Annotated in this window: 14 protein-coding genes; 4 read left to right on the forward strand and 10 right to left on the reverse strand. The window is 62.5% G+C overall.

Annotated features, from left to right (window positions below; all coding sequences use genetic code 11):
• Positions 1-68: 68 nt before the first annotated feature.
• Together A9K66_RS06625 and A9K66_RS31440 are read right to left on the reverse strand one after the other, a co-directional pair.
• On the reverse strand, positions 69-359 hold the full coding sequence (locus A9K66_RS06625; protein ID WP_066989660.1) for a Dabb family protein: 291 nt from the start codon (positions 357-359) through the stop codon (positions 69-71).
• Positions 360-464: 105 nt separating this feature from the next.
• A complete protein-coding gene (locus A9K66_RS31440) occupies positions 465-599 on the reverse strand; it encodes a hypothetical protein (protein ID WP_259979787.1) in 135 nt (44 codons plus the stop codon).
• Between the two features lie 259 nt (positions 600-858).
• Here A9K66_RS31440 and A9K66_RS06630 point away from each other — a divergent pair, with 259 nt between their 5' ends.
• Positions 859-1,155, forward strand: coding sequence for a hypothetical protein (locus A9K66_RS06630; protein ID WP_067321399.1), 297 nt, complete (start codon positions 859-861; stop codon positions 1,153-1,155).
• A 29-nt stretch (positions 1,156-1,184) separates the two neighbouring features.
• Here the strand turns inward: A9K66_RS06630 and A9K66_RS06635 are convergent, their stop codons facing one another.
• Together A9K66_RS06635 and A9K66_RS06640 are read right to left on the reverse strand one after the other, a co-directional pair.
• A complete protein-coding gene (locus tag A9K66_RS06635) occupies positions 1,185-3,158 on the reverse strand; it encodes a bifunctional 2',3'-cyclic-nucleotide 2'-phosphodiesterase/3'-nucleotidase (RefSeq protein WP_067321402.1) in 1,974 nt (657 codons plus the stop codon).
• A 129-nt stretch (positions 3,159-3,287) separates the two neighbouring features.
• Positions 3,288-4,553: an NAD(P)/FAD-dependent oxidoreductase gene (locus A9K66_RS06640; protein ID WP_067321405.1), complete on the reverse strand. Its 1,266-nt coding sequence runs from the start codon at positions 4,551-4,553 to the stop codon at positions 3,288-3,290.
• 175 nt (positions 4,554-4,728) lie between these two features.
• Between A9K66_RS06640 and A9K66_RS06645 the strand changes: the two genes are divergently transcribed.
• Positions 4,729-5,388, forward strand: coding sequence for a 5-formyltetrahydrofolate cyclo-ligase (locus A9K66_RS06645; RefSeq protein ID WP_082953743.1), 660 nt, complete (start codon positions 4,729-4,731; stop codon positions 5,386-5,388).
• Between the two features lie 106 nt (positions 5,389-5,494).
• On the opposite strand, the gene A9K66_RS06650 is transcribed toward A9K66_RS06645, so the two are convergent.
• Entirely contained in the window at positions 5,495-5,968 is a 474-nt protein-coding gene (locus A9K66_RS06650) for an Lrp/AsnC family transcriptional regulator (protein ID WP_059188527.1), read from the reverse strand.
• Between the two features lie 210 nt (positions 5,969-6,178).
• Here A9K66_RS06650 and ald point away from each other — a divergent pair, with 210 nt between their 5' ends.
• The gene (gene ald, locus A9K66_RS06655; protein WP_067321621.1) at positions 6,179-7,294 is read left to right on the forward strand and encodes an alanine dehydrogenase; all 1,116 of its coding nucleotides are present in this window, start codon (positions 6,179-6,181) and stop codon (positions 7,292-7,294) included.
• Between the two features lie 507 nt (positions 7,295-7,801).
• Here the strand turns inward: ald and A9K66_RS06660 are convergent.
• The 5 genes from A9K66_RS06660 to A9K66_RS06680 all read right to left on the reverse strand — a co-directional run bounded on the left by A9K66_RS06660 (position 7,802) and on the right by A9K66_RS06680 (position 11,886).
• Positions 7,802-8,269 carry a DUF1203 domain-containing protein gene (locus A9K66_RS06660; protein ID WP_067321408.1) on the reverse strand — a complete coding sequence of 156 codons (468 nt, stop codon included), beginning with the start codon at positions 8,267-8,269 and terminating at the stop codon, positions 7,802-7,804.
• 372 nt (positions 8,270-8,641) lie between these two features.
• A complete protein-coding gene (locus A9K66_RS06665; protein ID WP_067321624.1) occupies positions 8,642-9,205 on the reverse strand; it encodes a GNAT family N-acetyltransferase in 564 nt (187 codons plus the stop codon).
• Between the two features lie 5 nt (positions 9,206-9,210).
• Complete coding sequence (gene sseA, locus A9K66_RS06670) at positions 9,211-10,062, reverse strand: 3-mercaptopyruvate sulfurtransferase (RefSeq protein WP_067321411.1); 852 nt, start codon at positions 10,060-10,062, stop codon at positions 9,211-9,213.
• 46 nt (positions 10,063-10,108) lie between these two features.
• Complete coding sequence (locus A9K66_RS06675) at positions 10,109-10,852, reverse strand: alanyl-tRNA editing protein (RefSeq protein WP_067321414.1); 744 nt, start codon at positions 10,850-10,852, stop codon at positions 10,109-10,111.
• Positions 10,852-11,886 (reverse strand): cysteine synthase A, encoded by a 1,035-nt coding sequence (locus tag A9K66_RS06680; protein WP_067321416.1) that lies wholly within the window; start codon positions 11,884-11,886, stop codon positions 10,852-10,854. Before A9K66_RS06680 ends, A9K66_RS06675 begins: the two co-directional genes overlap by 1 nt.
• A gap of 194 nt (positions 11,887-12,080) precedes the next feature.
• On the opposite strand from A9K66_RS06680, the gene A9K66_RS06685 reads away from it, so the two are divergent.
• Positions 12,081-12,926, forward strand: a complete 846-nt coding sequence (locus A9K66_RS06685) for an SDR family oxidoreductase (RefSeq protein WP_066989643.1) — start codon at positions 12,081-12,083, stop codon at positions 12,924-12,926.
• Positions 12,927-13,029: the final 103 nt, after the last annotated feature.

Here is a 13,029-nt window from a genome sequence, read left to right on the forward strand (position 1 = left end):
CGGCGCGGTGTGCACCATTGCGGAAATCGGTTCAAGGCCTGGCGTCCAAGGCGAGCGGACGGCGCGGCTCAGGCGGCGGCCACGACGTCGGCCGAATAACGCAGCTCGCGCAACGGTTTAACCCTGCCTGTCGTCTCCGCATAGATCGGATGCGCCCTGTATGCTGCGAGCGCTGCCTCGTCCTCGAATTCGGCATAGACGACCACGTCGATCGCGTTTGAGAACAGATCGACCTTGGTATTGAGCGTCACCTCGAAGTGTTTCGAATGGGGAATCTTGCCCAGTTCCTGCAGCCCTGACCGGACGGCCTCCACATCCTCCTTGCGCCGCACGCTGAAGAAAACGATGTGCCGGATCAAACCCAGCCTCCTTGATCGACGGATGAACGCGTTTTGTGGGAGCAAGGCCGTCGCGTCAACCGGCAACGATGTCGCGCCCGCTATTTGAGCGGCAGCGTCGGGGCCTCAGGCAGCGCCGGTGACGTAACGCACGATGCGCGACATCTCCCTGACGGTCGCGTCGAGATATTGGCCCTGGTTGTAGAGGCCGTCCCAGATCAGGAAGAACGTGATGGCGACGATAACGATCACATAACGCATGGCTAAAGCTAGCGTATGTCCCCAAACCGAACCAGAGCGCCTTCACGGCAATCGTTCCAATTCACTGCTTTGTAATCGACGCACCTTTCCGGCGTCATGGGACCCAGCGCCGGCTACCTGGAGAGCTGCGGTGCGAGCACAAATGTCTCATGCGAACATGATGCAACCGCGATCGGACATCCGGCATTTTTCCGGCTGTCCGGCGCCGTCACTGCATCCTCGGGCGAGCGCCGAGCGTCGTTCGCAACAGGAGGCTTCCTTGAACCGCACCGTAGCCGTCGCCGTGCTGCTGCTTGCCGTGATCTCGGCAAGTGCCGCTGAAGCAAAAGTATCCTTGCCCACACTCACCAATGACCCGCTGGGCGCGCTGACTGCCCCGACGCTGACACCGGGGGCCAGCGACCTTGTCAACAACACGCCGACATCGACCATCCAGGAGATTCGCCACCCGAGAGGAATGGCGCCGCTGACCGTGCCCAGCGATCCGCTCGGCACGTCGATCCAGCCGGCCTTCCCCGGGCCGCTCACCACGCCCGCGACCACCCCTTCGCCTTAGCCAAATCAGGCCGGCCCGGCCGCGCAACATCAAAGGGTAATGCGGTATTTGGCAAACCCCGCCTCACCCTCGCCCGCCGGCTCGATCTTCAGCGACTTCACCTGACCGATGAAATCCTTGGCCCTGGGTCCGGTCTCGAAGACAACGCTGGTTCCAGGCAGCGGCGCGAACGACCAGTTGTCGTCCGCCGACGGATTGATCGTGCCCTCGCTGATGACGTAGCGCACGATCACGTCGCGGTTGGTGTCCGGCGCCTCATAGATGATCTTCGAAGCATTGATATCAGGGAAATTGCCGCCGCCGCCAGCGCGGTAGTTGTTGGTGGCAACCACGAATTTCGCTGCCGGATCGAGCGGCTTGCCGCCGAACTTAAGATCGACGATGCGGCTGGAGCCGGCATTGGCGACGGCGCCCTTCGTATCGTATTTCGGTGGCTGCGACAGGTCGATCTTGTAGGTGATGCCATCGATGACGTCGAAATTGTAGGAGGGGAACTCGGTGTTGATCAGCGGCTGATCCGCCTTCCCGGGCTCGATCCTGTTGAAGATGCCGGCCGACATCTCCAGCCATTCCTTGACTTGCGAGCCGGTGATTTCGACCGCGCGCACGGTGTTCGGATAAAGATAGAGATCGGCGACGTTCTTGATGGCGATATCGCCGACAGGGACGTCGGTAAAGTAGTCGGCGCCGTTGCGGCCGCCTGCCTTGAACGGTGCCGCCGCAGAGAGGAGTGGCACGTCCTTCCACTCTGTGCTCTTCAGAATATCCTTGAGATACCAGCTCTGCGCCTGATTGACGATCTGCACCGAGGGATCGTCGGCGACCAAAGCGAAATAGGAATAGAGCGGCGCGGACGTCTTGCCGACGGGGCGGCGGACATAGGCGAGCGTCGCCTCGTGATCCTGCTCGAGCGCCGCGATGATGCGTTTGTCGTCGCCGACCGTAGCCTTGTTCTTGCTGTCGACCCGCTCATAGATCGGCCGCGCCTCGGAGGTGGCCGAGACGACGCGCCATTTCGAGCCATCGCGCTCAAGAAGCAGGTCGATCAGGCCCATATGCGAGCCCCAGAAGCCGCCCATCACCGCCGGCTTGCCCTGCAGAGTGCCTTTTTCGGTGTCGACGCCTTCCAGCGCCTGGAAATCCTTCTTGCCGGGGAAGACGAGATGCTGGTGCCCGGTGAAGACCGCGTCGATGCCTTCGACGCCGGCGACGAAGAAGGAGGCGTTCTCCATCATGTCGCCCTGCTTGATATCGATGCCGGAATGCGAAAGCGCAATGACGATGTCGGCGCCCTCCTCACGGATTTGCGGTACCCAGGCCTTGGCCGCCTGGACAATGTCGCGGGTCTGGACGTTGCCTTCCAGGTTTTTCAGGTCCCAGACCATGATCTGCGGCGGCACGAACCCGATGACCCCGATCTTGATCGGCTGTTCGGCGCCGGAGCCGTCCTTGATCTTCTTGTCGAGGATAACATAGGGCTTGAGGTAGAGCTTGTCGTCGCGCGGGTTCGTGGCGAGCGTGGTGCCCCGGATCAGGTTGGCGCATACGAAGGGGAAATTGGCGCCGGCCAACACCTTGTCCATGAAGGACAGGCCGTAGTTGAATTCGTGGTTGCCGAGGGTCGAGCATTCATAGCCGAGCAGGTTCATGCCCTTCATGATCGGATGCAGGTCGCCGTCCTTCATGCCCTTTTCATAGGCGATGTAGTCGCCCATCGGATTGCCCTGTAACAGGTCGCCATTGTCGATCAGCATCGCATTGGTGGCTTGCTTGCGCACCCCGTCGATCAGCGAGGCCGTGCGCGACAGGCCCATCGTGTCGTTCGCTTTGTCGGCGTAATAATCATAAGGCAGCAAATTCACATGGATGTCGGTCGTCTCCATGATCCTCAGATGCGCCTGATTGGCTGCGGCCCGGACGGAGAACGGATGCAGCATGATCAGCGCTCCGCTGGCGGCGGCTCCGGCCAGGAATTCGCGGCGAGAGACGGGCAAAAGTGACATTGTTTTCCTCCTCTTAGACAACGCGACATGCCCTGCCCCTCAATCGGAACATGCCGCCGAAGGCATTTCGAGTCCATGTCTGTTGGATGTCTGTCGATCACGACAAAGTGACGCGTCGATGAAAAGCAATCAGCTCTTGTCGTCGTCACCCTGAGTGATCAGGCGCGCGCTGCGCTGTCCGGTAAAATATATCCATAGCCAGCTGAGCGACACCGCGAGCCGATTGCGGAAATCGATCAGGAAATAAATGTGCGCTATCCCCCAGAGCCACCATGCGAGCCAGCCGGTGAGCTTGATCCAGCCGAAATCGATGGCGGCCGCGCGTTTGCCGATCGTCGCCAGGTCGCCAGCATGCTTGTAGCGGAAAGGGCGTGGCGTTGCGTCGCCATCGAGCCTCGCTTTGATCGTTGCAGCAACATGCCTGCCCTCCTGCTTGGCGGACGGCGCCACGCCCGGTACCGGCTTGCCGTCCGGTCGCAGCAGATGCGCCGTATCGCCGATAACAAATATCTCCGGGCTGCCCGGCACGGTGAGATCGGGCTCGACCAGCACCCTGCCCGCCCGGTCGGCGGGCGCTCCCAGCCATTCCGCCGCAGGCGAAGCGGCGACGCCGGCTGCCCATAAAATCGTCTTTGCCGGCAGGTAGGTATCGCCAAAGACGACGCCCTCGGCATCCAACTGCGTGACGGCACGGCCAAGCTCGACCGTCACGCCAAGCCGCTCCAGCGCCTTTTGAGCATAGGCCGAGAGCTCCGGTGCGAAATTTGCGAGCACACGGTCACCGGCTTCGATCAGCACAACGCGTGCCTGCCGCGTGTCGATGTTGCGGAATTCGCCGCGCAGCGTGTCATGCGCAAGCTCTGCAATGGTGCCGGCAAGCTCCACGCCGGTCGGTCCGCCGCCAACGATGACCAGCGTCAGCAATGCCTGGCGCCTGGCGGGATCGGTCTCGCGCTCGGCTTGCTCGAAGGCGAGCAGGATGCGGCGCCGGATGGTGGTGGCATCTTCCAGCGTCTTCAGCCCGGGCGCGAATGGCTCCCATTCGTCATGGCCGAAATAGGCGTGGCGCGCGCCGGTGGCGAGCACTAGCGTGTCGTAGCCGACTGCGCTCCCGTCATCGAGCAGCACGCGTTTGCCTGCGCGGTCAACACCGATGACCGTACCCAGAAGCGTCGTCACGTCCTTGCGCTTGCGTAACAGATGACGGATCGGCCAGGCGATCTCGGAAGTCGCCAGCGCGGTGGTCGCCACCTGGTAGAGCAGCGGCTGGAACAAGTGGTGATTGCGCTTGTCGATCATGGTGATGCGCACCGGTGCGCCGGCCAGCGCGCGGGTAAGTTCGAGACCGCCGAACCCGGCGCCGACGATCACGACATGATGCTTGGCTTCGCCCATTTTCAGCCACCTCGCCCAAAGCAACCCGATTGCCTAGATGTAAGCTTTTTTGTGCACCGCAACAACGCCACCGCTGGCCATGTCAGTGCCCGGGAGTCGTCGCCCGGTGTCGTGTACGCGCATGTCGCCCCCGGAACGCCGGGTATAGCGTGGAGCAGAACGATAGGAGTGGAGCATGTCTGACAATCGCGATGACGACGGCCCGGCGCAATACGCTTCGCCGCCTTGTTTCATGCATGAGCTCGACCCGGCCTATCAGATGCCGCTGTCCGACTGGACCGATGTCCGGCGCTGGCGCAAGGCGGAGCGTGAGCGGCTGATCGGCGCGCGGCTTGCGGTTTCCGCCGATGCACGCGCGGCAATGTCACAGCGGATTGCCGAGGGCCTCGATATGCTGGTCGGCAAGGTTGCCGGCCTTATGGTCAGCCTCTACTGGCCGTTCCGCGGCGAGCCGGACCTGCGCGGCTTTATGGCGTCGATCAATGCGCGCGGCGGCCGCATCGCGCTGCCCGTCGTCATCGAGAAGGGCCAGCCTTTGGTGTTCCGCGCCTACGCGCCGGGCGACCGGCTGGAGAAGGGCGTCTGGAACATCCCGATCCCGGCCGAGGGTGATCCTGTCCTGCCCGATATCGTGATCTCGCCGGTAGTCGGCATCGATCCCAGCAACTACCGGCTGGGCTATGGCGGCGGTTTCTACGATCGTACGCTCGCCGCCATGCCGTTCAGGCCGCTGGTGATCGGCGTCGGCTACGAATTGCAGCGCATTCCCACCATCTATCCGCAACCGCACGACATCCCGATGACCAAGGTGGTCACCGAGGCGGCCGGAGCCTAATGCAGTTCCAAGAAAAGTGTGTAGCGGTTTTCCGTCCGTAATTGCGCAAAGCAAAGAAATGAGCGGTTCGGGGTTCCCGTGAAACGATGCGACGCTCTGACCTCAGCTAGGCCATTTCCGGCCTCAACCCCACCGCTGTCCTGTCGACGATCTCGCGCAGGGCGAAGGATGAGTTGATCTTCGTCACATGCGGCATCGCCGACAGCCATTCCTTGTGGATACGCTCATAGTCGGCAAGGTCCTTGGCCGCTATACGCAGGATATAGTCGTATTCGCCCGACATCAGATGGCAGGAAAGCACGTTCGGGCAGCGTTTGATCGCCGCTTCGAAATCGGACAGCGTCTTCTCGAACTGCCCCGACAACGATATATGCACGATCGCCGTCATCTGATGGCCGAGCGCGGCATTCGACAGCCGCGCGTGATAGCCGCGGATGGTTCCGGATTTCTCCAGATTGTCCAGGCGCCTGGAGCAGGCCGACTGTGACAGCCCAACCTTTTCGGCAAGCGCTGCATTGGGGATCCGGCCATCCTTCTGCAAGGTCTCCAGAATGGCGATATCAATCCTATCGAGCGGCATTTTTCGGGATTCCTGCGAATAATCCGGCATTTTGCGCAACGATTATCGAAGACCGGTCGCTGCCGCAAGTGCATTCGCAAACACATACGGAACGATTCATGCTTCACTGCGTCTCATGCATGTCGCCCAACTGCGCGGCGGTTTGGGGTTGGCGGCATGCCCGGAAATGTCAGGGAGAGCGCCCTTTCAAGGGCCGGACAGGAGAAGAAGATGCGCGTCGGCTGCCCCAAGGAAATCAAGAACCATGAATACCGTGTCGGTCTGACGCCCGGCTCGGTTCGCGAATATGTCGCGCACGGCCACGAAGTGCTTGTCGAGGCCGGCGCCGGCGCCGGCATAGGCGCCGACGACAACGCCTATCGCGCCGCCGGCGCCACGATCGCCAAGACGGCCGCCGACGTGTTCGCCAAGTCGGACATGATCGTCAAGGTCAAGGAACCGCAGCCCAACGAATGGGTGCAGCTGCGCGACGGCCAGATCCTCTACACCTACCTCCACCTCGCCCCGGATCCGGAGCAGACCAAGGGCCTGCTCGCTTCGGGCGTCACGGCGATCGCCTATGAGACGGTCACCGACGACCGCGGCGGTCTTCCCCTGCTCGCGCCGATGTCGGAAGTCGCCGGCCGCCTGTCGATCCAGGCCGGCGCGACCGCGCTGCAGAAGGCCAATGGCGGCCGCGGCGTGCTGCTCGGCGGCGTTCCCGGCGTTTTGCCAGGCAAGGTCACCGTGCTCGGCGGCGGCGTCGTCGGCCTGCACGCTGCCAAGATGGCTGCCGGCCTCGGCGCCGACGTCACCATCATCGACCGCTCGATCCCGCGCCTGCGCCAGCTCGACGACATTTTCGGCGGCCGTGTCCATACCCGCTACTCGACCGTCGAGGCGCTCGAAGACGAGTGCTTCTCGGCTGACATCGTCGTCGGCGCCGTGCTGATCCCGGGCGCTGCCGCACCCAAGCTGGTCACCCGCGAAATGCTCTCCGGCATGAAGAAGGGCTCGGTGCTCGTCGACGTCGCCATCGACCAGGGCGGCTGCTTCGAGACCTCGCACGCCACGACCCATGCCGACCCGACCTATGAGGTCGACGGCGTGATCCACTACTGCGTCGCCAACATGCCGGGCGCGGTTCCGGTTACCTCGGCACACGCGCTGAACAACGCCACCCTGCATCACGGCCTGCAGCTCGCCGACAAGGGCCTGAAGGCGCTGGTCGACGACCATCACCTGCGCAACGGCCTCAATGTCCACAAGGGCAAGATCACCAATCGTGCCGTCGCCGAAGCGCTGGGTTACGAGATGGTCGAACCGAAGGCGGTGCTGGCCGCCTGAAATTATTTGTCACGTAATTCCGGACGGTACCGCTACAGACCTTTCCTGGAATTGCCCTCGATAAAAGCTTCCTTCTGTCGCCCGCCGGTTCTTCCGGCGGGCGTTTTTTATCGTGTTTCCAACCGGTCCTTTGCGCGAAGAGTCCGGGCAACAAAAAAGCGGAGCCAGAGCCCCGCTTCCTCGATGTTGCGATGTGCCGCCGGTCCATCCGCGGTCGGCCATCGATCAACGACTGCCCTTCTAGCGCGGTTATGCGACGGGAGTACGACAGTTTGCGGGGGCATGCGGGCCGCCGCTCAGCCAATGCGAGCGAATCCGGTGCCTCTTGTGTGAAATGCTTCACATTCGGGACCCGAGAAACCTGCCTAGAGAGATTTCGCTACCTGATGGCTACGGTCGCCCTCGGTTCCGGTGAAAACCGGCCCCGCCGGCGGCTCGGGCCGAAGGCTTCTGTCACAGACTTCCAACGGCCCGCCAGACCACCGGCGGGCATTTTTTTGCCGGCGATCAAGCTCGTTCGATGCGGCACTGGTAGCAATTGTTCCGTGCCGAGCGGACGTGAATGTAGGCTATGTCGTCGCGCTCGAACAAAGTCTCGGCGCGGGCCGCGATATCGCCAGTCGGGACGACGGCGCCGCTGCCGTAGACGATGCGGTCGTCCTTGCCATAACCGCGCACTATGTAGTCGCTGCTTTGGAGCATCTCGGGCAGTGCATCCGCCTCCGCGGGGCGTTGGCATTCGTCCGCATGCAGGAAGATCGGTCCGGTCTCCGCGTAAGGCTGAAGCTCCGGGAACGGCCGGTAGGCGAGGATGAGATAGCTATCGCCGGTTGCGACGTTCTTCATGCAATGCCGGCACGGCACGCCATCGCCGTCCGAAATCCCTCGCTCTGGCGTGTGGCCGTAAGCGTCGGGCCCTCCCCGCTGTAAGGCGCGCACGGCTTCGGTCGGCAGGGCTTTGAACTGGATGCTCATGGCAAATTCTCCGGTGTCCTTGGCCGAAAATTATGCCGAGCCGACAGCGTCTCCCACCCGATTCCTGCCAAGCGCTTCGTGCGTCGCTCGAAGCGCAGTATCGAATTACGAACCCGAAATCACGATGCTCGCCTCATCGGACTCGCCATGGACCGCGCTCCGCGCCATGATGATCGCAGAAGAAGGGTGTGGCGCGCGGGCGGCTGAGGTCTGGCGATGATCCGAGCATGATACGGCCCGCAGCGACGATCCGGACGATCAAGGCGCCCCGATGGGCTTGCATCGACACGTCGCTGCCGACCTTCGCGGGCCAGCCGCCGCCGGTTGCGTAGGCGGCATCGAGGCAGCCGACTGCGCCGCGCTTCCCCTTAACTACGGCCGCATGACGCTTGCGGAGCGCTCGGCGAAGGTCAGCGGATGCACGACCTCTTTCTTCTGCGCAACCGGCGTAAAACCTAGCTTCTGGTAAAGCGGCAGCGCCGCCGGGTGGTCAAGCGTGCAGGTCTGCACCGTGATGCGCTTCGGCCCATAAGACCACGCGGCCGAGATGGCCGCTCCCAGGAACCAGCGACCGATACCCTGGCCGTGCGCATGTTCCATCATACCGAAATAGGCGAGTTCCACTTCCTCGGGCAGATGTGGCTTGAGGTCGAAGAAGCCGGCGGGAGAGCCGTCGAGGTAGAGCACGCTGATGTCACGGTCTTCACGATGCAGGCCGGCGGCCAGTTCCTCGTCGCTTAGTCTAAGCACATTGACCCAGTGCCATTTGCGCCCGACGCGATCCATCAGGTAGCGGTAGAAATGCAGCGGAATGTCCTTGGTCCTCAGCAAGGCGATCTGCCGGTTGTAGGGCAGCGGGGGAGATGAGGCCGGCGGTGCGTGCATTTCGAGGAATGTGACCGTGACATCGATATCCTTCGGTCCACCGTTTTCCATCGCCGTCATTCCTTGCCCGTCACCACGGGCGTGTCGCTCAGCCCACCCCATTCGGTCCATGAGCCGTCGTACAGCCTGTTGTCGGTATGGCCAAGCGTCTCCAGCGCCAACGTGATCGCCGCCGCGGTGATGCCAGATCCGCACGAGGTGACGACCGGCTTTGTAAGATCGATGCCGGCCTCCTCAATGACCATGCGCAAGCGGTCCTTGGGTAGCAGTTCGCCATTCTCGGCAAGCGCGGCAACCGGAACATTGCGAGCGCCCGGCATATGGCCGGAACGGACGCCGGGACGCGGTTCCGGATCGGTACCGGCGAAACGCCCGGGTGAGCGCGCATCGGCGATCTGGCTTTCTCCACTTCCAACGATCCGGCGCATTTCGTCGAGGCTGACAACCCGGCTTGCATCGAAATCGGCATAAAAGACGCAAGGCGCGATCCGGGTCTGCTCCGCCGTCACCGGCCGCCCTTCCGCCTTCCAGCGGTCGAAGCCGCCATTCAGGATATAAACCTGGAAGACGCCCATGACGCGGAACATCCACCAGGCGCGAGGCGCCGAGAAATAGCCTGGACCATCATAGATGACGATCGTGTCGTCGGCCGAAACGCCCATCGAGCCGACATATTGCGCGAAACATTGGGGCGACGCCAATGTGTGCGGCAGCTTGGAATTCGGGTCCGAAACGGCGTCCTGATCGAGGAAGCGCGCACCGGGAATATGGGCGTCGTCATACTCGGCGCGGGCGTCGCGTTTCTGCGCCGGCAGGTACCAGGACGCGTCAATGATGGTCAGTCCTGGCGTTCCCAACCGCTTCTCGAGCCAATCCGCGTCGACGGTGAATGGGCTGTCTTCGGCCATTTTTCCTCTCCTGCCCGCTCCTGGCGACTTTGGTAGGTGTTGCTCGTCAATTCGCCGGCATCGGCCCGAAGCGGATGCGGAAGCGCCGGTTCTCGCGGCCCTTTTTTTCGATCTTGCCGATATGGATCTCGCCGATTTCGCCGGTGCTCTTCACATGGGTGCCGCCGCAAGGCTGACTGTCGATTGAGGCATTCTCGCCGATACAGACCAGGCGAATCCTGCCGGTGCCGACGGGCGGCCGCACGTTCTTCGATTTGACAAGCCCGGGATTGGCCGAAAGTTCCTCGTCGGTGATCAGCCGCGTGAAGACGGGATGGTTGGCCCGCACAAGCTCCATCAACCTCGCTGTCACGTCCTCCTTGCTGAAGCCGGCATCGGGAATGTCGAAATCGACGCGGCTGTCGTCCTCGGTGACCGCTGCCCCGGTGATCGGAAACGGGCAGACGACGGTGAGCAGATGACACGCGGAGTGCATACGCATCAGAAGATGCCGCCGCCGCCAGTCGATGGCGAGCTTCAGCTTTTCACCGACGGCCGGCAGGGCCTGTTCAGGCGCCGGCACATGGATGATCTCGTCCTTGGTCTCGCCGGTGATGGTGGCGGCGATCGCGATGCGGCTGCCGTCGGCGCGCTCCAACATGCCCGTATCGCCTGGCTGTCCGCCCGACGTGGCATAGAAGATCGTGCGGTCGAGAAGGATGCCGCCGCGGTCATTGATGGCGACGACTTGCGCCTCCGCCGTGCTCAGATAGGCGTCGTCGCGAAACAGCGCTTCGGTTCTCTGCGCCATCAGGCCACCTTTTCGAACGGCACCGGGATGCTGGTTTTTTCGTCCATCCAGCCTGGGACCGGCAGGTTCTTGCTTCGCAGGAACTCGGGATTGAACAGCTTCGACTGGTAGCGCGTGCCGTAGTCGGCGAGGATCGTCACGATGGTATGGCCGGGGCCAAGCTCGCGCGCCAGCCGAATGGCGCCGGCGATGTTAATGCCCGTCGAGCCGCCGACGCACAGTCCCTCTTCCTGGATCAGATCGAAGATGATCGGCAATGCCTCCTCGTCCGGTATCTGGTAGGAGAAGTCCGGCGTGAAGCCGTCGAGATTGGCGGTGATGCGACCCTGGCCGATGCCTTCGGTAATCGAGCTGCCGTCGGCTTTCAGCTCACCGCTGGTATAGAAGCTGTAGAGCGCAGCACCCAACGGATCGGCAAGTGCGATCTTGACGTGCCTGCTCTTGGCCTTGAGCCCGAGCGCAACGCCGGCGAGCGTGCCGCCGGAGCCGACGGCGGACACGAAGCCGTCGACCTTGCCGCCGGTTTGGGTCCAGATCTCCTCGGCAGTCGTGCGGATGTGGCCGTCGCGGTTCGCGACATTGTCGAACTGGTTCGCCCAGATCGCGCCGTTCGGCTCCGACCGTGCCATCTGCTCGGCGAGCCGCCCCGAAAGCTTCACATAGTTGTTCGGGTTCTTGTAGGGCACGGCCGGCACTTCGATCAACTCGGCTCCCAGGATCTTGATCGTGTCCTTCTTCTCCTGGCTTTGCGTGTCGGGGATGACAATGACTGTCCGGTAGCCGAGCGCCTTGGCGACCAGCGTGAGGCCAATGCCGGTGTTGCCGGCGGTCCCTTCGACGATGACACCACCGGGCCTCAAAAATCCGCGCTGTTCGGCGTCCCTGATGATGAAGAGGCCTGCACGGTCCTTGACCGATTGTCCCGGATTCATGAATTCGGCCTTGCCCAGGATCTCGCAGCCGGTTGCGTCCGAAGCCTTGTTGAGCCGGATCAGGGGGGTGTTGCCGATCGCTTCGATCACATTACGGGGCATGGGGATTCCTTTATGCGTGCGGCGAGACCCTAAAAACCGGAAGCCGCGGTTTCAAGGCAAGATTTTGCCTGGTCCAGTCGCATTCGGGACGCTGCAATGCTCCCGAGCATTTCAACGATGTTATCCAAAAGCGCTCTTTTCATCCCATTTCTTCGCCGCTAGAGCACTAGCCCAGATAATTCGCAGGACTTTCAATGACACTCTACCGGGCCAACCCGAAAGACGGTGTCGCCTGGATCACGGGCGGCAGCAGCGGCCTCGGCCGGGCGCTGGCCAAGGACCTGGCGAGGCAAGGCTATGCCGTCGCGGTGACGGCGCTTGCCAGCGATCCAGCCGATACGCTGCTGGTTGAGACCGCGCAGATGGCCGGCCACGTGAAATCCTTTCCCTGCGATGTGACCGACGAAGAAGGGATGGCACGCACTGTCGCGGCGATCGAGAAAGACATGGGGCCGATCGTGCTCGCCGTCTTCAACGCCGGCAACTACATCGCGACCCCCGGTGAGCATCTCGTGGTGCGCGATTTTCATCGTTCCTTCGCCGTCAATTATTTCGGCATCGTCAACGGACTGGTGCCTGCGGTCGACTATATGCGCACGCGAGGACGCGGGCATGTCGTCCTGGTCGGGTCGGTCACGGCCTATTCCGGCTGGCCGACCACCGCCGCCTATGGCGGCACCAAGGCGGCAATCAACATCCTGGCGGAATCGCTGAAATACGACTTCGACAAGATGAACATCCGCATCCAGGTGATGAATCCGGGATTCGTCGACACGCCGCTGACCGAGAAGAACATGCTGCCGATGCCGGGCCTGATGCCTGTTCACCGGGCATCGCGCCGCATGGCGCGCGGCATCCGGAGGGGAGGCTTCGAAGTCACCTTCCCCTATCACATAAGCTGGCCGCTGAAGCTGCTGGGCCTGCTGCCGCGACCCGTAGGCCGACTGGTGATCGGGCTGACCACCAGCTGGCGGGGACGGCCGTTGTATTTCGACCGCAAGACGCCGGGCGAAAAAAGTCCAACGGACAAAGCGGCGTAAAGCGCCTCGCGCTGAAACGCATTCAGGCAACGCGCTTTATGCCTTTCTATGCAAGTCGTTTCGCAAAACCGTCGCAGGCTTTTGCACGACATCCGCTGATCCG

Origin of the sequence: Mesorhizobium sp. AA23 (assembly GCF_001672435.1) — a bacterium.
Taxonomy (GTDB): Bacteria; Pseudomonadota; Alphaproteobacteria; order Rhizobiales; family Rhizobiaceae; genus Mesorhizobium.